This window comes from Sphingobacterium sp. MAE (genome assembly GCF_056711605.1).
Genome location: NZ_CM160044.1, coordinates 777903 through 801282, shown reverse-complemented (window position 1 = coordinate 801282; position 23380 = coordinate 777903). Strand labels below are relative to the sequence as shown.

The window sequence follows — 23380 nt, the reverse complement described above, 5'->3', positions numbered from 1 at the left end:
GTGGTTCAATTTTCTGGAGTGACATCCATTTCTTTAAAGAATAAAGAGAAGGTGTTTCAGGAAGAGCGTGTTTTTTTTATGGACTCAACGGCATTTGACGTTTTTAGCTGGAAAGTATTGGCTGGTAATCCAAAAACAGCCTTGACCGCTCCTTATACTGCTGTTCTAACAGCAAGTATGGCTAAAAAATACTTTGGCAATGAAAACCCGATTGGCAAAACATTGGAAGGGGGACTTACAGCAGGTCGTGCTAACCCAGGGCTATATAAGGTCACTGCGGTTATTGAAGATGTACCTTCCAATTCTCATTTTACTTTTGATGCTTTATTATCTATGAGTACCTTTAAACAAGCACGTTCAGATATTTTTGACTCTTGGGGGTATGTAGATTTTTATACGTATGTGCTGGTCTCTGATCAATTTAATCTAGCCAATTTCAATAAAAAAATTCCTCAATTTCTTAAAAAGCATGGTGCCTCTAGGGAGGATAAGTTTAACTTCTATCTCGAACCCATGCTAGATGCCTATATGCATTCGGCAGCAGGCAGACAGCCAGGTGTAACGGGCAGTGTACAGAATCTGTATATATTTGCTATCATAGGTCTATTTATACTTTTCATCGCCTGTGTCAATTTCATGAATTTGGCTACTTCCCGATCCATGGAAAGAGCAAAAGAGGTTGGTGTCCGCAAAGCAATTGGTGCTAACCATCGCAATTTGATCCTACAATTTATGTGTGAATCTTTAGCTTTAGTTTTTATCGCTGCACTGCTGGCATTGCTATTGGTTATTATACTTCTTCCGTCCATGGAAGCCTTTGCGGGTAAAAATTTTGCATGGAGCAGTCTATTCAATATGACTACACTTAGTATTTTCCTTGCCATTGTAACGATTACCGGTATTATTGCTGCAAGTTATCCTGCTTTTATTTTAGCGCGTTTTAAACCTGTTGAAGTACTAAAGGGTACATTTAAAACTGCTGCTGGAGGACAATTTTTAAGAAAAGGATTAGTGGTTTTCCAATTCGGCTTGTCCATTGTACTTATTGCTGGAACCTGTATTGTCTTTTCGCAATTGCATCATCTACAGCACACCAATCTCGGTTTTCAACAAGAACAGATGCTTGTCATTGATTATAATTTTGACAATGACGTCAATAAAAATTTAGAAGCGATTAAAAACACGTTTAAAAGAGATAAGGACGTCATTGCAGTATCATCATCGCGTAGTGTTCCAGGTGCATTTTTTCCTAATGCAGGTACAGAAATAGAATCTACTGAAGGAAAAATGACGATGTTGAGTCCAGCTCTCTTTGAAGTAGATATCGATTTTATCCCAAATATGGGAATTGAATTGGTTGCAGGAAGAGCTTATTCCCGAGATTTTCCTGCAGACAGTGCACACTCCTTAATTATTAATGAGGCTGCTGCTAAGTTATGGGGTTATAGCAATCCACAAGAGATCATCGGAAAACGTTTTGCGCAATGGGGCAAAGAGGGACAAGTGATTGGAGTTGTAAAAGACTTTAACTACCTCTCTCTGCACAACAAAGTTGAAGCTCTTGCTTTACGCTTAGCACCTTGGAGTAGCAAATTTATAACGATCAAATTGCAACAAGGAAATCTTCCAGAAACTATTGCCCGTATCGAGAAAATCTGGACTGGTGTCGCTCCTCAAATTCCATTCAATTATACATTTTTGGATCAGAGTTTTAGACGTCAATATGAAGCGGATTATCGATTCCAAAGAATTTTCACCACTTTTTCAGGATTTGCTCTTTTTATAGCATGTTTGGGCCTATTGGGATTGGTAACGTATACCGCACAACAACGGACCAAAGAAATTGGCATCCGTAAAGTTTTAGGATCTAGTGTTTTTGGCATTATACAATTATTATCTATCGATTTTATTAAACTGGTTATCATAGCCATATGTATTGCGATACCTGTCGCCTATTGGGCGATGAACAAGTGGTTGAACAATTTTGCATACCATATTGATATGCAATGGTGGATGTTTGCCATAGCGGGTGTGAGTGCCTTGCTCATTGCTTTTGTGACCGTCAGTTACCAAGCTTTAAAAGCGGCAAGAGCTAACCCTGTAAAAAGTTTGAGGGATCAGTAGTAAATAGCATATATGTACGCATGTGAACGCTAAGTGTTCGGATTCGTACACTTACACAATTGTCATTAACAATACAAAAAATTGTAAATGAGCACATTAAAATTATGGCTTAAGGATTGGCATTGTAAATTTTGAAAATAAAAAACCTAAAATGCAAACTGTCGAAAACTATTATTATGATTTTTAAATATATCAAAGCTGGATGGCGTAATCTGAAAAAAAGCAAGTTTTATACTGTTATCAATATCTTAGGACTTTCGATCAGTATTGCAACTGCAATCCTGATTTTGCTATGGGTACAGGACGAAATTAGTTTTGACAGATTTCACAAAGATTATAAACAAATTTACAATGTTCATAATATTTGGAAAGGTGGTGATAAGGAGCAGATATCCAATAACACTCCGGGACCCGTTGGATTTTACGCTCAGGACGTTCCTTCTGTAGCATCCTCAGTGAGAATAGCACCAGAATATTCCGGTATTATTAGCTTAAAGGATCAAAAAGATGTTTATAGCGGCCTTTCTATAGCCTATGCTGACAGTTCATTTTTTAGTTTTTTTTCCTTTCCACTAATTCAATCCAGCAAGCCTAATATATTGACTTCTCTAGATGAAGTGGCGATTAGCGAAACACTTCAGAAAAAACTTTTTAATGGACAGGATGCAATCGGTAAGACGCTTCTCTTAGCGAAAACTCCTTTCTTGGTGACAGGCGTATTTCAGGATATACCACAAAACTCATCTTTAAGATACGATGCTATCTTTCCTATGGCTTATTTGGCTAAATCATTTACAGAAAATGGAGGTAATGGGGTGTGGAAGACGATTGATGAGGATCTTGGAAATTACTACTTTGATACTTATTTAAAGTTACGTCCTGAAACAGATCCGGAGCAAGCAATTACACAAATCAATAACAGATTTATTCAGGCACGTGAAGGCAATACCAACACAACTTTTAAACTTGGATCATTTGCTGATAAACATTTAATTGCTCCTGACGGGAACAAATCGGCTTTACGCATGGTGCAGATATTTGCTGTAGTAGCTTTGCTCTTACTTTTTATTGGCGCCATCAACTATGTGAATCTTTCCACTGCCAGAGCGATGGATCGTGCTAAAGAAGTCAGTATCCGAAAGATTGTGGGCGCAAGCCGTCAACAGCTGTTCTTTCAATTTATGGCAGAAACTTTTCTGACATTTACCTTAGCCACTTTTGTGGCGGCGATCTGGGTAGGATTATCATTTTCGGCATATAACAGTATTTCTGGTAAATCAATGGTATTTGATATCCATAATCCAGCATTGTGGATTTTAATTGGATCTGCCCTGCTGTTGACGGTATTATTGTCGAGCATATATCCTTCCATACAACTGTCATCTTTTAAACCCATAGCGGCATTGAAAGGCAAATCGTCCAAACCAAAAAATAGTATTTTTAGAAAAGGTCTGGTTGTATTTCAATACACCATATCCATCATACTGATTATATGCACCTTGGTCATCCAAAAACAGATGAAATACATCCGTAATTATGATTTAGGATATGATACGTCATATATTTTCACGGTTCAGCTTAATGAAGGTTCTGTAGAAAATAAATCTACAGTAGAAACCAAACTTGCTGCCGATCCTGCTATTGTTTCTTACTCCATCAACGGTTTATATGATCCGATGAGTTATGGCAATGCTACTGGGGATATCGATTGGCCGAGCCGTCCAAAAGATTATTCTCTTATTGTTGGACGTGCTACTATCGACAAAAATTTTATTCCTTTAATGGGTATGAAATTCGTGGAGGGGGGTAATATCAAAGGTACTCCTGCGGACTCTTCAAGTTATATCATCAATGAAACTATGGCGAAACAAATGGGTTTAAAAAAGCCATATCTGGGCGCTCAAATGTCATTACATGAGGTTCCTGGAATGGTGGTAGGTGTGGTCAAGGATTTCAATTTCAATAATCTAAAAAACCCGATAGGTCCAATGGTGTTTTGGACACACCGGTTTGCGGGTACTCTATATGTGAAGACGACAGCCTTAAATGCACAAAAAGCAATTGAGAAAGTTAAAGCGATCTATGATAGTTATCCTTCGGAAAAACCGTTCGAATACACATTTTTAGATAGCAAATTTGATCAGTTATATAAGTCTGATTTACGTACCGGTCTCCTTTTTAACATATTTGCTTCAATCGCTATTTTTGTTTCTTCCCTTGGACTCCTCGCTTTAGCGACAAATTCAGCACAAACTAAAGTCAAAGAAATTGGTATCCGAAAAGTTCTAGGAGCAAGTATTGCACAAATCGTTAAGCTATTGGGTAGAGAATTTGTGGGATTATTAGGTATTGCCATTCTAATAGCTGGGCCACTTGCATGGTATTTTTCAAACGAATGGTTGGCTAATTTTAGTTTCAAAACAGAATTGAGGCTCTGGATCTTTTTAGTTGGAGCAAGTATCGCTTTATTAATCGCAGGAATGACAATTGGCTATCAGGCTATCCGTGCTGCGAAGGTAAATGTGATCGATAGTTTACGTGATGAGTGATCATCGTTTAATTAGTGGTGTTTAAGTGTTAAGTAAAGATCAAAGTCGTCGATTTCAGAAGTCGACGGCTTTGTCTGTTAAGTAAAAAGAATATTGTACAACGATTGACAATCGAAAAAAAGATGATAAAGAATTATATCAAAATCGCATGGCGGAGTATTTTCTCTAACAAATTTTATACGTGCATTAATATTTTAGGATTGTCTGCGGGATTAGTCGTAGGCATATTTCTGATGCTCTGGATACAAGATGAACTATCCTTTGACCGATTTCATAAAAATGAGCGCATGATTTATAAAATTGGTATTGAGGGTGGAACTGGAATAACTAAAAAAATATTTGAGAGTATCATTGCTCCTGTTGGTACTTTTGCGAAAAAAGAGATTCCAGAAGTAAAAGATGCTGTACGTATATTCAAAATCGGTGACGGCCCCATCAAGTATAAAGAAAAGACATTTATCGAAAAAAGCTTTGCTTTTGTAGACCCAAGTTATTTTTCTGTGTTTAGCTTTCCTTTAATAAAAGGCAATCAAAAGTTGCCTTTTCCGGACAACAATTCAATTGTCATCACAGCAAGTACTGCCCGTCGTTATTTTGGTAATGAAAACCCCATAGGTAAAACTTTGACGATAGGTCTAGATGAACTTTGTATGGTATCTGGTGTTATCGCAGACTATCCTGAGAATTCAAGTTTACAAATACAGGTACTTCTTCCCCTTTCGAGGTTTAATGAGCAGGCCTATGTAAAAAACAAAACCACTTATGACAACAAAACATATTTGTCATCTATGGATATGGATTGGTCTAGTTTTTCCTTTGAAACTTATCTGCTGTTAACTCCTCACGCGAACCTCACTGCTTTAACCAAAAAGTTGCAGCAGATACATGAACGCAATAAACCAGAAGATACTCCTGTACCTTATGTCGCACAACCATTGTCTAAAGTTCATTTGTACCGTATGGATGGTACTGATGGGGGTATCGGTGCTGTACATATTTTTATGGGTGTCGCGCTGATGATTATAACAATAGCGAGTATTAATTACATTAACCTTTCAACTGCACGTTCTTTAAATAGGGCCAAAGAGGTTGGGATTCGAAAAATTATTGGAGCTGGAAAAAAAGAACTTTTCTTTCAATTTATCATAGAAACTACGTTATTATTTCTTTTTGCAGTAACCATTGCAATAGCTGTTGTTTTCATGTTCTTGCCCATTTTTAATACCTTCTCTGGTAAACAAATATCTCTGGATCTATCTAATATTCATTTATGGATGTACATTTTTATCTTGCTTGTTGGAACATTAATCTTAGTTAGCATCTATCCAGCCATGCTACTATCAACTTTTGATCCGATCAAAGTCTTAAAAGGTAACCTGGGCATGAAAAAATCAAGTTCAAGAAAAGTATTGGTTGTATTACAGTTTACAGTTTCTATTGTTTTGATAACCATGACAATTGTGATTGGGCGTCAACTAGAGTTTATACGAAACAAAAATCTCGGTTACGAAAAAAAACATATCTTCACGGTTCCTATGGGATCAAAAATGGGCGAACATTTTGATGCTATCCGAAATGAATTGTTAAAAAATGGAGGCATAAATGATGTGATCCGACTTGGTCGTGATATGATCCACGGCGGTGATGCTACTGGAGATAACGATTGGGAAGGAAAACCTGCAAAGTCAAACTTATGGTTTAGTATCACCCATTCAGACCAACATACACTCGATTTCTTTAAGATAAAACTAGTAGAGGGACGAAATTTCACGGGTTCATTAGCAGACTCTACCCATTTTATCATCAATGAAACAGCTGTCAGAGAGATGGGTTTAAAAAATCCTATTGGCACTCGTTTGAGAATCAGAACTGTGCCTGGAACTATTATTGGTGTCGTGAATGATTTTAATTATGCTAGTGTACGTCAGAAGATTGAACCTATCGTCTTTAAGTTTAATCCCAAGAATTCTCGGCAGCTTTATATAAAAACGAAAGAGAATGAAACTGTTGCTGCTATAAATGCTATGGAAAAAATTTGGAAGCAATACTATAATGATATGCCTTTCACTTACAATTTTCTAGATGATAGTTATCAAAAACTATACACAAGTGAACAAAAGCAGGGTACCATATTTAATTTTTTTGCTGCCATAACCATATTAATCTCTTGCTTAGGTCTTTTAGGTTTATGTACGTACACGGCGCAGGTAAAAACAAAAGAAATTGGTATTAGAAAGGTGCTCGGCGCGACTGTTTTCCAGATTATACGGATGCTTAATAAGGAGTTTTTCATCTTAGTAATTATAGCGAATATTATTGCAGTTCCTCTTGCTTTATATTGTGCTACCGACTGGCTCCAAGGGTTTGCTTTTAGAACAACTCTACCAATATCGATATTTTTATTTTCAGGAATTCTGACATTGCTCATCACGGCACTTACTGTGAGCTTTCAATCTATTAAAGCTGCTATTATCAATCCTGCAAATAGTTTAAGAGACGAATAATTATCAAGTATCAAAAAGATTCCTACAATAAGACAATTGATTAAGAATTATGATAAAGCTATTTTTTAAAACTTCTCTACGCCATATAAAACGTAATCCATGGAACGCAACGATCAATATCATCGGTCTTGCTCTCGGTTTTACCGTTGCTTTAATCAGTACCCTCTGGATATTGAAACAGTTTTCTTTTGATAAAAACTTTCAAAACTACGATACCATTTATCAAGTCATGGTCACAGGTACTTTCAATGACGAAATGTCTACCGATCCATCGACCTCAATTCCATTGGCAAAATGGATCGAATCTGATTTTAAAGATGAAATGGAACAAGTCACTTTATCAACAGGATTGGAAAGTACCATTTTCAAAGCAGGGGATAAAAAACTAAGTGCCAGTGGCTGCTATGCTTTAGGTAAATTTTCGGAGATCTTTAGTTTTCAAACTATTGAGGGTGAGGTCTCCACTCCTACTGACGCTAATACATTCATCATATCGCAATCATTAGCTTCTCGCTTATTTGGAAGCCAAAGTGCGATTGGAAAAATCGTTCAGCTCAATGGAAAGGATCAATATCTCGTTAAAGGGGTATATGCAGATCTTCCTCAGAATAGTACTTTTTACCAATTGGACTATATTTTACCGATTGCAGATTATTTAGCAAAAAACGAAGGGATTGCTGTTGGATGGAACAATTGCTACTTTAATACTTATGTGCAGGTTACCAATAGTAAGCTGATTCCTACTATTGAATCAAAATTGACTGCGGTTTTCAAAACAAAACTCACCGATATCAATCCTGAAATACTATTGCATCCTATGGAGAAATGGCATTTGTACGAGTCTTTTAAAAATGGTAAAAATAATGGTGGACAGATTCAATACGTTTGGATGATTGCATTAATCAGCTGTTTGATCCTTTCATTGGCGTGTATCAATTTTATCAACCTGAGCACTGCCAGAAGTCTAAAAAGAGGTAAAGAAGTCGGAGTACTCAAATCATTTGGCGTCAATCGAAAACAATTAATTCAAGGCTTTCTAGTAGAATCCGTTTGGTCTGTTGGTATTTCGTTTGTATTTTCAATGCTATTCACACTCCTCCTATTACCATGGATTAATAAACTTACACATGCACAGCTCGAACTTCCATTAAGTTCGCCTTTATTTTATGCTATTTCGTTTGCGGCAATCTTTGTAATCGGATTATTAGCAGGCATCTACCCTTCTATATTTTTATCCTCCTTCAACCCGACTCTTGCTCTTAAAGGAAAACTACAACTTAGCAAAGGTAGATTTCAACCACGTAAAGTCATGGTGGTAATTCAATTTGCGATCTCCATTTTTATGATGATTGCCACTTATTTGGTTATACAGCAATTGTACCATGTCAAAGAACGCCTGATCGGCTATAATAACCAAAACCTAATCAATGTGATCAGCAGCAGTCCAGAAATCAGGAAAAATTTTGAAGTTCTCAAAAGAGACTTACAAAATAAAGGACTTATTGAAGATGCAACCCTTTCTTCGAGTTTTGTGAATAGACTTGGACTATCTGGTGGTGGGTTTACATGGGAAGGTAATGATCCTATTGAGGGCTCTATATTGGGAATATGCACAGTTGATGAAAGCTTTGGCAATACGGTAGGCTGGAATTTCTTAAAAGGGCGAAACTTTTCTAAAGATTTCAAAACAGATTCGTCTGGGGTTATTATTAATGAAGCCGCTGCAAAATTTATGGGTTTGACATCGTTGAATAGCAACACATTAAGTAAACGCGGAAAGACTTATGAGATATTGGGTGTTATTGAAAACACCATTTCGGAATCTCCGTTTAAGTCGATCACGCCTACAGCGTATTTCTTGGATTTTCTTCCGAAAAACAAAATTACCATTCGCTTGAAAGATTATGAGCATCAAAGTCAAACACTTAAAGCTATTGGAGAAAAATTCATGGCAACGGATCCGAACCTTATATTTGAATATACTTTTACAGATCAAGCGTATGCCAAAGAATTTACGCAGATGGAAATGATTCGAAGTCTAACCAGTCTATTTACGTGTCTTGCAATCTTGATCTCATGCCTTGGGCTCTATGCTCTTGTTTCCTTTCTGACCGAACAGCGTGAAAAAGAAATCGGAATTCGCAAAGTATTGGGTGCTTCAGAAATTGGTCTGTGGAGACTCTTATCTACCGAATATATCTGGCTTACATTAATTGGTTTTCTCATAGCTGCACCATTAGCATACTTATTTATGGAGAAGTGGTTGGAAAATTATGTTTATCGTATCTCTATAAACTGGTCTATTTTTATCGTCACTGGGAGCATCGCTTTATTGATAACGCTAGTAACCGTAAGTTTTCAAGCAATCAAAGCTGCTTTGTCCAATCCTATAGATACACTAAGGAATGAATAAGAATATGCTTCACATGTACGCTTACGAACGCTAAGTGTTCGAAAGCGTACACTTACAGAAGACCAATACATAGATTAAGACGCTGAAAAACAGCAATTTAAAACAATGGCTTAGGTATTGAACTTTAAAAACAAAAATAAGACAACAGCCTAAAGTACAATACCATGATACGGAACAATTTCAAAATCGCTTGGAGAAATCTACTGAAAAGTAAGGGATATGCAACCATTAACATTATCGGATTAGCTATTGGAATGGCGGCTGTTTTGATGATTGCTATTTGGGTACAGAATCAATCACAATTTGACAATTTCTATAGTAACAAAGACAACTTATATCGTGTTTGGAATAAATATGAAGATGTAGGTCAAATCGGCATGAGTAATATCACTTCAGGCCCGGCATCGGTTACTTTAAAAGCTGAATACCCTGAGGTAGAGCATGCGGCACGTGTGTATTGGAATGTGGATAGATTATTATCTTTTGATGAGAATAAAATTAAGTCTAAAGGCACGGAGGTTGATCCTTCTTTTATGGAGATGTTTGATTTTAAACTTTTAAAGGGTAATCGCAGTCAAGTTCTCTCTGGTCCACAAAACATCATCTTAACAGAAAGCCTCTCCAAGAAAATATTTGGCGATACGGATCCTTTAAATAAAACCCTTATACTGGACAATAAGGAACCTTATCAAGTATCTGGAATTATTGCCGATTTGCCAAGCAATACCGATTTTGATTTTAACTATTTGATTCCCCTAACTAAGGCGGATAATTACTCTCCAAACTGGAATACAAGTACATTCATGACCTACATCCAACTTAAAGATGGTACAGATGTGGAGGCCTTTAATAAAAAACTAAAAAATATCATTGCAAAAAAGACAAATAACGAGTTAAAAGGTTCCCTATTTTTATATCCGCTATCTAAAATGCACTTGTATTCAAAATTTGAACAGGGTGTACCAGTTGGTGGTAAAATTGATCAAGTTAAATTGGTGGCTGGTTTGGGATTTTTGATTCTATTGATCGCTTGCATCAATTTCGTTAATCTCAGCACTGCTCGTAGCCAAAAACGAGCCAAAGAAGTAGCGGTACGAAAAGTGGTGGGTGCGCAACGCAGTAGTTTAATTGCCCAATTTTTGACGGAATCGGTATTGCTTTCATTCATTGCGGGAATTCTGTCGATCGGATTAACTTTCTTGGCACTTCCTTTTTTTAATAAAATCCTAGATAAACCGTTAGTTTTCTCCATTACAGATCCAATAATCTGGGTCTCATTAGTTGGATTTATCCTGTTAACTGGAGTGTTTGCAGGCTTATACCCTGCATTTGTACTATCCTCATTTAAGCCTATAAGATCTCTCAAAGTATTTGGAAAATCTAAAAAACTAGCTTTAAATTTTCGGGAAGTATTAGTCGTATTCCAATTTGGAATTGCGCTTATCTTAATTATTGCAACCTTGATTGTCCGTAGCCAAATTGAATACGCTGGAAAACGTGATATCGGCTATTCTCCTTCGCAACTGATCGAAATTCCTATGGAAGGTGATATGACAAAAAATTATAAAGTCATTAAATCTGAATTGATCAATAAAAATATTGCGCATGCTGTAACCCGTACGGGGTGGTCGATAACCCGAAATGCGTCAAACTCAAGTGGTAATTTTTCATGGGAAGGGGCAACTCCTGAACAAGGAAAGAAAATCGTATTCAATATTGGTAAGGCAGAAAGTGATTTTGTTAAAACTCTTGGCTTAAAGGTACTGGAAGGTCGTGACATCGACTTTGAACGGTTGGCTTCCGATAGTCTATCGGTGCTGGTGAACGAGGCTGCTATCAAAGAAATGAAATTGAAAAATCCTATTGGTAGCATCCTGAAATGGGGAAGCAACACATTTACGATAGTAGGGGTCATTAATGATTACATTAATGATTCTCCCTACAGTCCTGTTACCCCTCTTCTCATTTACCCTGCTAAAGAGTGGATGTTAAATATGGTCGTTCGTACTAACCCATCTTTGCCAATAGACCATAACTTGAAACAAATGGAGGAGATACTCAAAAAATTTAATCCAGCTTATCCTTTTGAATATAAATTTGTTGATCAGCAATTTGCGACCAAGTTTAAAGAACAGCAGCAAACTGCTCAGTTGGCACTTATTTTCTCTGGATTGGCCATTTTTATATCTTGTCTAGGCTTACTTGGACTAGCGTCGTATATTGCTGAATTAAGAACAAAAGAGATCGGTATTCGTAAAGTATTGGGTGCTTCTGTAACAGGTATAACAGCTATGCTGTCGCGAGATTTTGTAAAACTGGTACTTATAGCGATTCTGCTTGCTTCACCTATTGCTTGGTGGACCATGAATAAATGGTTAGAAGATTTTTCTTACCGCATCGAAATTCAGTGGTGGATCTTTGCAGTCGCTGGTATTGCGGCATTAACGATTGCGATATTAACGGTCAGTACACAAGCGATTAGAGCTGCGAATACAAATCCTGTAAAAACATTGAGAGATGAGTAATCTAATCGAAAATTTATCAACAAATCTGCATGGGCTAGTTTACAAAATACAAGAATTTAAAAGCATAAAATAATGATCAAGAATCATATCAAAATAGCATGGCGTAATATTCGGAAGAATAAGGGCTTTTCATTACTCAATATGTCTGGGTTAACAATGGGAATAACCTGCTTTCTTCTATTAGCTACTTATATCTATTACGAATCCAGTTATGAACGCTTTTTCTCTCATGCTGATCGGCTTGCTTATTTTAGTTTATCTTACAAATCTCCAAATAGTTCTGAATTGGTCTCATCGGGCACAACGCCCACTGGATTACAACAGGTCCTACAATCAGAGTTTCCTGAGGTAGAGCAAGCGAGCCGCTTATATGCTTACACTCAAGCGGGATTAATTGATATTGATGACCAATCTTTGAAAGAAAATAAGCTTTACTATGCAGACCATAATTTGTTTGAAATATTGGATTACCAATTTATCGAAGGAAGTAAAAAACATGTACTCGAAGGTCCGAATCAAATTGTGCTTACGGAGAGTTTGGCTAAAAAATATTTTCCGAATGAACCTGCCACGAACAAAACTTTGGTCATTGATAAGGTGAATTGGAAAGTGACTGGAGTTATACAGGATCTACCGAGCAATACGCAGTTGCAATTTTCTGCAATCTTATCTAATCAGGGTTTAGCTCGTTACAAAGAATCATCCTGGACTTCTGCTAATGATATCACCATAGCCTTATTGGCCAATAAGATGAGCTTCCCATCAGTTCAACTTAAGCTGGATAATCTGGTCAAGAATAAGTTTAATGATGCTATTAAACAAGGTTATCAATTTGGTTTCCAAATAGAAAAATTAACCGACATTCATCTGCACTCAAAAACATCAGGTACTGGAAATATACTCTATGTCTACATACTAGGAGCCTTAGGTATTGCGCTAATTGTCTTGACCTGCATTAATTTTACAAATTTAATCCTTGCACATGCTATAGAGCGCAAAAAAGAGATCGGCGTAAAGAAAGTGTTGGGAGCCGGCAGTCAAAACATTTTTTTCCAATTTTTATTGGAATGCAGTGTGATGATTTTAATTTCCTTATTGCTGAGTATATTGGCAACTTTTCTTCTTTTGCCGGTTTTTAGTCATTTTATGGGGGTAGATATCAGCATTAATATATGGGACAAACCTGCTGTTTATCTATCCTTATCGACATTCTTTATTGCCTTATCAATACTTGCTGGCGGATGGCCAGCTTACTCAATTTCTAGCTTAAAACCGATTTCAATCTTTAAGAGTAAACTGAGTGAAAAGCGAACTGGAATATCGCTGAGTAAAATACTGATTGCTTTCCAATTTTGTATTTCTATATTTTTTATCATTTGTACTCTATTTGCAAGTAGACAAATGGAATTTATTCAATCTAAAAATACTGGATTGGATCGCTCTGATATATTGGTGATTGATGGACGGGGCTGGATGGACAAAGAACGTCAATTATTGAAGGATAAGTTGAGCCAATTAAATAGTGTGAAAGGAATGACTGCTTCCTACGACAGTCCTGTAAATATTCAAGGGGGTTACAGCATCAGTGATGTGGAAGGGCAACCGACGGATTTTTCTATTAATGTAACGGCTATCCCGATTGAAAAAGACTTTGTATCGTTATTTAATATTAAATCAGTTGCTGGCTCGCCTCTTTCGGATACGGACATATTAAGAGCAAGAGATACCGTATCTCCTGAAAATAGTTTTATTATCAATACGTTAACGGCATCAGCGCTGGGCTGGAGCCCTAAAGAGGCTGTCGGTAAGAGAATAAATTTAAATGGTCGTAAAGGTTCTATTAAACAAGTTGTTCAAAGCTTCAATTTCACCTCACTGCATAATGAGATTAGCCCTGTTGTCCTCTTCCCCGAGTATGATTATTTTGGAAATATATTCATCAAGCTTAATGCACAAGTTCCGATGCAGGATGCTATCAATCAAGTAAAAACGATCGTGAAAGAAATTGATCCGAAAAACACCTATGAATATCACTTTCTTAATGATGACTATAATCAACTTTACCTCCAAGATCAACAGACTACCAAAGCGATGCAACTGTTTTCATTTATTACCATTACCATTGCGTGTATGGGCTTATTTGCTCTTTCGACTTATACGGTTCAACAACGGATCAAAGAGATCGGTATCCGTAAAGTATTGGGTGCGTCTGTATTAAAAATCGTTAAGTTATTAAGTTTTGATTTTCTAAAATTAGTCGTATTTGCTTTACTGATCAGTGTTCCTTTTGGTTGGTTGGCGATGTACAAATGGATGGATAATTTTGCATATCATATTGAACTGGATTGGTGGGTATTTGTATTTGCTGGATGTGTCGCGTTAACAATTGCTTTTTTAACGATAAGCTACCAAACTATACGTGCAGCAATTATCAATCCTGTTGAATGCTTACGAGATGAATAAAATAGTCATTTTGAATAGACACCTCTTGATAAAATAACAATGATCAATAACTATATTAAAATCGCTTGGCGTAATTTGCTAAAAAATAAAGCTTTTTCAAGCATCAATATCATTGGATTGGCCATTGGTATGGCAGGGGCTTTACTGATAGCACTTTGGTTACAAAATATGCTGAGTATGGATCGCTTTCATATGAAGGGTGATAGACTGTACGTGATCAGTAATCGGGATATGAATCAGGGACAGATGTGGGCTTGGGTGAATACACCAAAAATTATGGGGCCTACGTTGAAAAAAGATTTTCCAGATATTGAAAAATTCACGCGTTATGATCAATTTAATAATTTTCTAACGACCTATAACAATAAAAAAATCGTATCTCAAGTCGCATTTGTTGATCCTGGTTTTTTTGATATGTTTAGCTTTCCTATAGTCAAGGGTAATAAAAATAAATTGCTTCAAAATGCAAATTCCGTTGTTTTGACACAAAAGTTTGCTGAGACTTTATTTGGAAACTCTGATCCTGTGGGCAAAACCATCAAAATAGATTCTGTAAACTTAGTGACAGTGGATGCTGTATTACAAGATCTACCCAATAACACCAGTATGCAATTTGACTATTTGCTGTCATGGGAATATGCTAAAAAAATTGGCTATACGGATGAAAACTGGCAGAACAACTCCATCGAAACATATGTTCTGCTACGGGAGACAACACCATTAGAAGCCTTTAACAACAAAATAAGGCTTGTTAGTCAAAATCATATTAATGTGGGCAATAATGAAATCAGGTCGACAAATGAAATCTTTGCATTCCCTTATCAAGATGCCTATTTGTACAACAAAAGTGTTAATGGCGCTTATACTGCTGGTCGCATTCAATTGGTGCATTTATTTACTTGGATTGGCTCGTTTATCTTGTTGGTGGCTTGTATCAATTTCATGAACTTGAGTACTGCTCGTTCTGAGCGAAGGGCTAAAGAGGTAGGCGTTCGAAAGGTGGTAGGTGCTGATCGTAAAAGTCTGATTGCACAGTTTATTGTAGAAAGTGTTTTAATCAGTTTTGCCGCCATGATACTAGCAGTAGGCTGTATCATCTTAATTCTTCCGGCATTTAATAATTTAGTTGAGAAAAATCTTCATATTTCCCTACTTTCTGGCAGCAATTGGTTATTTTTAATTATTTTCACGATTATTACAGGAGTTTTGGCAGGTAGCTACCCTGCATTTTTCCTGTCCTCTTTTAAACCGCTAAAAACGTTAAAGGGAAAATTAAACTCTTATAAAAGGGGCTTAAGCGTACGCTCTATTCTGGTTATCTTGCAATTTTCAATTGCTATTATTCTGACAATAGCAACGATTATTATATTCCAACAGATTCAGCATACTAAAGATCGGGATCGGGGTTATGATGACAATGGGTTATTAGTGAGCAGTATTTCTGGAGAACTTGAAAAGAATTATTTAAATCTTCGTAACGAATTGCTGGCTAGCAATGCTGTTGTTTCTGTTTCTAAAAATATGTCGCCAGTGACTGATCGATATAGCAATGGCATGGGGTTTTCCTGGCCTGGAAGTAGCGAAAGCGATAAAAAAGTATCGTTCAATCGTTTCAGTACGGATGCTGATGCGGTTGAAAATTTAGGATTTACACTTTTATCAGGTAGAGATATTGATATTTATAAATATAAAACTGATAGTAATGCAATGTTATTGACAGAAACTGCTGTTAAAAGCATGCGATTACAAAATCCTATTGGTCAGGTTATCCATGGAGATAGAGAGGACTGGACTGTAGTAGGTGTAATCAAAGATTTCATCGTTGATTCACCATATGGTGAAACTTTACCGATGATTATTTTTGGTCCTAAATCTTGGTTTACAAATATCCACTACCGATTGAACCCAAACAATAGTACTGTTAATAATTTAAAAACGGTAGCGGATATCTTCAAAAAATTCAATCCGGATTACCCTTTTGAGTATAAGTTTATTGATAAAAATTTTGAAGCTAAATTTAAAGAGACGCAATCTATTGGTACTCTGTCTATGCTTTTTGCGGTATTGACCATCTTTATTTCTTGCTTGGGTTTATTTGCTTTGATTGCTTATATGGCAGAAACGCGTATGAAAGAAATTGCTGTCAGGAAAGTCTTGGGTGCATCTATTGGACAATTAACATCTTTGCTTTCTGTTGATTTTATTAAATTAGTGCTTATGGCCATCCTTATTGCATCGCCAATAGCATGGTGGGTTATGGATAATTGGTTACAGGATTATAATTATCGCATAGAAATTCAATGGCAGTATTTTGCTGCTGCTGGATTGATGGCTATTTTGATCAGTTTAGCCACCATTAGCTTCCAAACGATTAAAGCTGCTCTTTCAAATCCTGTTGATAGTTTGCGGGATGAGTAAGTGTGTTATGAGAATAAAACGATCCGCGGTAAGAAAAATATGTTCTACGTAAACCCAATCTGATGGACGCGGTTACTATTTTAATGAGATCAACTAATATCGAAGGCAAAAAACAGGATAATGCTAAAAAACAATATAAAAATCGCTTGGCGTAATATTATAAAGCGTAAATACGAAAGTTTAATCAATCTTGTGGGTTTGATTTGTAGTATTACTTTTGTCATACTTGTAGGGGCTTATGTCTGGGAAGTACATCAAGTTAACAGCCAACTACGCCATAAAGAACAGCAGTACCTACTACAAAGTAATTATAAAAAAGAAGGTTTTGGTATACCATTAACAAGTATTGGTGCTTTGCCAAAGGCTTTAAAAGAAGAATATCCTCAATTGGTGGCAAATTACTATCGAATCGATGGATTGACCTGTATTGTTTCCCATGGTCAGCAGATATTCGAAGAAGGTACAGTTGTTGGAGATCCTACCTTATTGGACATGTTCGGCTTCCAATTGTTTGAAGGAAATTCAACAACTGCATTAACAAAACCATTCAGTGTAGTCATCACCGAAAAAGCCGCTAAAAAATATTTTGGAAAACTAAATGTTTTAGGTCAAACGTTGGAAATCAAAAACTTCAATGGCGATAAGCAGCCTTTCACGATCACAGGTGTAATCATAGAAAATACACAGAATTCCGTAATGCACTTAAATGATGCCATGAAATCCGATATCTTTCTACCTATAGCAAGTGAATCTTATTTTGGAAGGTCTATCGACAACTGGCACAATCCTTATATCGTTTCTTTTATCGAGCTTCAAAAAGGAATTACTCCTGATCAATTACATGCTCCTATTCAGGATCTCATAAAGCGGAATATGGATGCGGAATTTTCTTTAAACTATACCCCAGATCTAAAACCTTTAAAAAGCTACTTTTTAGATGACAACAACGGGGCTATCCGTAAAATGATTTCTACCTTACTTTGGATTGCAGGTTTCGTTTTACTAATGGCTGTCATCAATTTCATCAATATCACGATCAGTCAAAACTTCTCACGCCTTAAAGAGATGGGGGTGCGCAAAGTAATGGGTTCATCTCGTACACAGATTATAGCTCAATTACTTACTGAATATGTGATTACGCTAATTATTGCTGTTATATTGAGCCTTCCTTTGTATGTATTGTTAACTCCCGTGTTTGAAGGTATCTTTATGCGTGAACTACCGACATTGACAGCTCTTCCTGCTGCATTTTTTATTTTATTATTTCTATTTGCTTGTATGGTCGGCTTTTTTGCTGGGATCTATCCTGCAATAAAACTATCAAGCAATGGTATATTGGAGTCTATAAAAAATAAATTCACTCAAAATAACAATAAACAGGTTATTCGTCGGGTATTAATCTTTATACAATTTGCTGTGGCTATTATTATCTTAATGGCTACTATTATTATATCCAAACAGATCGATTTATTTTTACATGGCAACTCTGGGTATAATAAGGAATCGGTATTGACGGTACAGGTACCTCGTGATTGGAGTGAAGTAGGATTAAAGAAAATGGAGACTACTCGAAATGAGTTTGAGAGGCTTCCGCAAATCGAATCGCTAAGCCTTTCTTATGAAATCCCTGGATTCATTGGAGGGAATAACAGTACATTAATAAACAATAAAACAGAAAAAGAAGTCAATACGAAAGTGATCATGTCTGATGACCATTTTGCAAAAACGTATCAAATTCCAATATTAGCTGGAACATTTTTATCTAAAAACACAGCTGATCATCAGACTTCTTATATTGTGATCAATAGAAAGGCGATGCTTGCGTTGGGATTTAAACAACCTGACGAAGCTGTCGGACAAACGATTGGATTGGATGATGAACATCAATATGTCACGATTTCGGGTGTAACTGCAGATTTTATTCCCAACTCTATGCTGGAAGAAACCGCTCCTGTTGTATGGATAGATATAAACAAATCATTGCAGTTTCGTTATTTTAGTATCCGGTTGAAGGCTGGAAATTTGAGTTCTTCTATGTCAGCATTAGAACAAAAATGGAAAGAGTTACTTCCGGATGCTCCGTTTCAATATCAATTTACGGATGAACGTATTCAGAAATTGTACAAGACAGAACTCCAGTTACAGCGTGCCTCACAAGTCGCTTCCATCGCTGCTCTTTTAATTGTATCGTTGGGAATAATTGGTTTGATTACATTGTCCATAAATTTGCGTAATAAAGAAGTAGGTGTACGCAAAGTTCTGGGAGCTTCACTATCACATTTAATTTTACTTTTCTCAAAAGAATTTTACATGATTTTTGTTTTGGCTTTATTAGTGACGATACCTATTAGTTATATACTTATGCATATCTGGTTACAAAATTATAGCAGTCGAATCGAGATTGACTTACTCACGTATTTGCTTCCACTGGGTTTTTTAACTTTATTATTGGGCACATTGATCATAGGTATAATATATCGTGCTACACGATTTAATCCGATTGAAAAATTGAGAGATGAATAAAAAAAACATAAGATGCTAACTAAAGTATACACCGATCAATTATCAGTCGGTGTATAAATATGGTGCTTGTAAGGCTTAAGATTTTGAGATGACTTCGAGCCTAATTTAAAAACAGTGCTCGATTCTCTATCTTTTCGTGAACTGTTATACCTGTAAATAAGCAACGCCAGAAAAATTCTTTTTACTTGAAATCCTTTGTTCCAAATGATATTTTTCCTTATTATCTACATAATTTTGTAAAACAACTTTCAGATTTTTAGGAGCTATAGAGCTATCAATTGCATCCTGACATTTATATAATATTTCATATGCGAGTCTTTCTTGTGTAAAATATCCTTTCTCAAATAGCTTATCCATTAAATTCTTTAATTGTTCTATTTCATTAGCGGTTGAATTGCTAAAGCTATCAATATCATGTCTGGAGTCCATTAACAAAAAAATGGTTTTAAAAGCTTCTTTGTTTTCATCCAGCTGTTTGAGCTCATAAATCACACGATCACTACAAATAGTTTTAAACATCTTATAATTAAACTTTTGATGATCAATATCAACAGAATTAGGATAAACTACGCCAGCATTATAATCTAACACCTGTGTAAACACGAAGAGATCATGGGCATAAATACTCTTTATCTTGAAACTTTCTATTTTTTCAATAAAGTCATCTTCTTTTCCCATTAAAAATGAAACTTCTTCTGTAGATAGATTTTTTGCTGTACGGAGTAGCATCATGCGGTATAAAATGATGATTTCAATTTCACTACACCGAATTTTGTACTCTTGAATTGTTGGGGGAGATTGCTTCTTTTTCATAATTACAATTTATATAGATATTCTATACAAAAGAAAGGAATAACTAGCAATATTCAAAATATTTGTATATATAATAACAACATTTAATATATTTAGCTATACACATGAATAGAAAAATAAATATACTGTATGACAAAACTTGGAGAAATTCTAGCAAAAAAATCTGTCAATAAATCAATGGTAGCGCGCAAGACAGGATTAAGTAAAGCACGAATCAACGAACTCACCATGAATGATACCGCAAAATTAAGATTAGATGAAATGTATCTCATTGCGCTAGCAATTGATAGTGATCCGAATGAAATGATGCTTAAATTATGTGAAGACCTACGTCTAAAAGATTCAATTTAACTTCATCTATTTGATAGACTATACTTTGTTTTGTATTTAGCCGCTATATGAGCTCTTCCATTAATAGCTCATTAAGACATTTGTACGATATTGAACGTAAACTGTTCGTTATCGTACAAAATTTTGGCTCTTAAAAATCATAAGCAACTAACCAACAGTAACATACAGATTTGGCAATGCAATTGTTTTCATGATAACAGACTCCTTCTCATCATGATTTGACAGGATTTATCGAAAATGAAATTGTTATGCTTGCAAATAATCTTAAAATCGCTTGGCGGAATATCACAAAGAATAAATTGTACTCCAGTATCAAAATTGGTGGATTTGCTTTTGGTATTGCTATCTGTTTATTGATTGTTCTCTATATTAAACATGAAACTAGTTACAATAAGTTGTACCCTGCTATGGAGAGGGTTTATCGTCTTGTTGTTCAGGCACCAGAAGGTAATAAAATCAATCGATGGGTATCTCTTTCTGCTCCTGGTGCGGCCACATTAAAAGATGAAATTCCTGCTATAGAAAGTTCGGGACGTATGCTTCCTAATCCTCAATTCGGTGCAGGTAGCAATCAATTGACTATTAATAGTTTGCCTGAAAGTCATTATGATGATGGATTTGTTTATATCGATCAATCCATATTGGACATGTTTCCCTCTCCTATGCAATACGGTCAATTGCAACATGCGTTAGATAAACCGAATACCGTGGTTCTGACAAAAAGTAAGGCAATTAAATATTTTAAAGGAAATCCTATTGGACAACAGATCTATTTAAACAATGACAAATCCAAAAGTTACACCATCACAGGGGTTATCGATGATATCCCTAGCCATTCTACATTATCTGGTTATGGTTTTTTCATGTCACTGGCTGGTGAACCATTTTATCCAGGTGAACAGCAGAAATGGACGAGCAATAATTATACGATCTATATCAAATTGAAGCCTGAAACAAATGCCAGCCTCGCAGAGCAAGAAATTTTCAAAACTTACATCTCCGGACATTATATTCCTGAACTGATCAAAGCTGGAAGAAAAGTTGGTCCTATCGTGAATCAAATTAAAATCAAGCTTCAAAATGCGCTGGATATCCACCTATATTCAGCAGACATCGAAGATGATCGCGTATCAACATTGAATCGTGGTGATATTCGTATGGTATGGACTTTTGCTGCGGTAGCTTTTTTTATTTTGTTGATTGCAGGTATTAATTTTGTCAACTTATCAACTGCTAATGCAACAAATAGAGCAAAGGAAATAGGTATTCGTAAGACTATTGGTTCGAGCAGGAATAGTTTGATCAGTCAATTTATGATCGAAGCATTAAGCTATAGCTTTCTATCTTTACTCTTAGGTGTTCTTTTAGCAAATCTGCTATTACCACTTTTCAATAACATCGCTAATAAATCAATTCAGATGCCATGGTTCAACTGGTATTTCATTCCTTCATTGGTACTTGCTACTGTTATCATCGGTGTTGTAGCCGGTATTTATCCTGCGCTCTACCTTTCTGGTTTTAGACCTATCGCGGCATTAAAAAATAAATTAATCGGTAACGTACGCAAACCCTCGCTGAGAAATGGTTTGGTCATTTTTCAATTTGCGACCTCCATTATTTTAATTATTGGAGCACTCATCAGTAATCAACAAATACAATATATCCTTCAAAAAGATCTGGGGTTTAGCAAAGATCAGGTGATCGTCCTTCGTGGATTGAATGCTGTCGACGATAAATTAAGCCCACTTAAACGTGAACTTTACGCCCTTCCTACTGTCAGCCATGTTTCTATTGGCGACTATTTGCCTGTTCCGATCGATGGAGCGAAGAGAAATGGTAATGCCTTTTGGTTGGATGGGAAGCGAGAACAAGACTTGGCAACACAGGGGCAATTCTGGAGAATAGATGAAGAGTATCTTGACACTTATGGAATTAAATTGATTGAAGGGCGTAATTTTAATCCGGAAATGGCTTCAGATAGTATGGGCATCATTGTCAATAAACAAATGATAGCAGAACTGGGCATAAAAAATCCGATTGGCTCAAAAATCACAAATGGGGAGACCTGGACGATTGTAGGTGTGGTCGATGATTTTATTTTTGAATCTTTAAAAGGTGAGGGCATTGCTCCTATCGGTTTGGTGTTGCGCGATAGCCCTTCTCTGTTGTCCATTAAAGTACAGCCTCAACACATGGACGAAACATTGGCTTCGATCACCAAGGTTTGGAATCAGTTTAGTCCAAACCAAAAGATCAATTACAGTTTTATGGATGAAGGTTTTGAAGCTTTATATCAAGATGTAAAACGGACAAAAAATATGTTCACCTGCTTTGCTGTAGTTGCTATTTTTATCGCTTCACTGGGTTTATTTGGTTTGGTAACCTATATTACTCAACAGCGGACTAAAGAAATAGGTATTAGAAAAGTGCTTGGAGCGAGCCATATGAGCTTGTTAAAATTACTGTCAGAGGATTTCATAAAACTGGTGTTTGTCGCCATTGTCATTGCCATACCAATCGCTTGGTGGGCAATGAACCAATGGCTTGCTGATTTTAATTACAGAATTAATATCAATTGGGTATATTTTATTGTTGCTGGAGGATCTGCCATTTTGATCGCCTTATTGACGATTAGTTTCCAAACAATAAAAGTGATCCGTACTAACCCAGTGGATAGCTTAAGAAATGAATAGTTAA

At 36.2% G+C, this 23380-nt stretch carries 11 protein-coding genes; 10 read left to right on the top strand and 1 reads right to left on the bottom strand.

The genetic code is table 11. The features are described from left to right. From AC06G9_RS03450 to AC06G9_RS03415, 8 genes are all read left to right on the top strand, one after another. Positions 1 to 2124: an ABC transporter permease gene (locus AC06G9_RS03450; protein ID WP_480957520.1), complete on the top strand. Its 2124-nt coding sequence runs from the start codon at positions 1 to 3 to the stop codon at positions 2122 to 2124. 176 nt (positions 2125 to 2300) lie between these two features. Beyond that, the gene (locus AC06G9_RS03445) at positions 2301 to 4673 is read left to right on the top strand and encodes an ABC transporter permease (RefSeq protein WP_480957519.1); all 2373 of its coding nucleotides are present in this window, start codon (positions 2301 to 2303) and stop codon (positions 4671 to 4673) included. Positions 4674 to 4795: 122 nt separating this feature from the next. Further along, positions 4796 to 7177, top strand: a complete 2382-nt coding sequence (locus AC06G9_RS03440; RefSeq protein WP_480957518.1) for an ABC transporter permease — start codon at positions 4796 to 4798, stop codon at positions 7175 to 7177. A 49-nt stretch (positions 7178 to 7226) separates the two neighbouring features. Further along, a complete protein-coding gene (locus AC06G9_RS03435; RefSeq protein WP_480957517.1) occupies positions 7227 to 9590 on the top strand; it encodes an ABC transporter permease in 2364 nt (787 codons plus the stop codon). Between the two features lie 164 nt (positions 9591 to 9754). Next, on the top strand, positions 9755 to 12115 hold the full coding sequence (locus tag AC06G9_RS03430; protein WP_480957516.1) for an ABC transporter permease: 2361 nt from the start codon (positions 9755 to 9757) through the stop codon (positions 12113 to 12115). A gap of 72 nt (positions 12116 to 12187) precedes the next feature. Continuing rightward, positions 12188 to 14578: an ABC transporter permease gene (locus AC06G9_RS03425; RefSeq protein WP_480957515.1), complete on the top strand. Its 2391-nt coding sequence runs from the start codon at positions 12188 to 12190 to the stop codon at positions 14576 to 14578. Between the two features lie 39 nt (positions 14579 to 14617). Then, complete coding sequence (locus tag AC06G9_RS03420) at positions 14618 to 16996, top strand: ABC transporter permease (RefSeq protein ID WP_094772109.1); 2379 nt, start codon at positions 14618 to 14620, stop codon at positions 16994 to 16996. Positions 16997 to 17116: 120 nt separating this feature from the next. After that, entirely contained in the window at positions 17117 to 19519 is a 2403-nt protein-coding gene (locus tag AC06G9_RS03415) for an ABC transporter permease (RefSeq protein WP_480957514.1), read from the top strand. Between the two features lie 144 nt (positions 19520 to 19663). Here the strand turns inward: AC06G9_RS03415 and AC06G9_RS03410 are convergent, their stop codons facing one another. Then, a complete protein-coding gene (locus tag AC06G9_RS03410) occupies positions 19664 to 20332 on the bottom strand; it encodes a hypothetical protein (RefSeq protein WP_248754763.1) in 669 nt (222 codons plus the stop codon). Positions 20333 to 20461: 129 nt separating this feature from the next. Here AC06G9_RS03410 and AC06G9_RS03405 point away from each other — a divergent pair, with 129 nt between their 5' ends. Then, positions 20462 to 20683 (top strand): helix-turn-helix domain-containing protein, encoded by a 222-nt coding sequence (locus tag AC06G9_RS03405; protein WP_248754764.1) that lies wholly within the window; start codon positions 20462 to 20464, stop codon positions 20681 to 20683. A 248-nt stretch (positions 20684 to 20931) separates the two neighbouring features. Further along, positions 20932 to 23376, top strand: a complete 2445-nt coding sequence (locus AC06G9_RS03400) for an ABC transporter permease (protein WP_480957513.1) — start codon at positions 20932 to 20934, stop codon at positions 23374 to 23376. Positions 23377 to 23380: the final 4 nt, after the last annotated feature.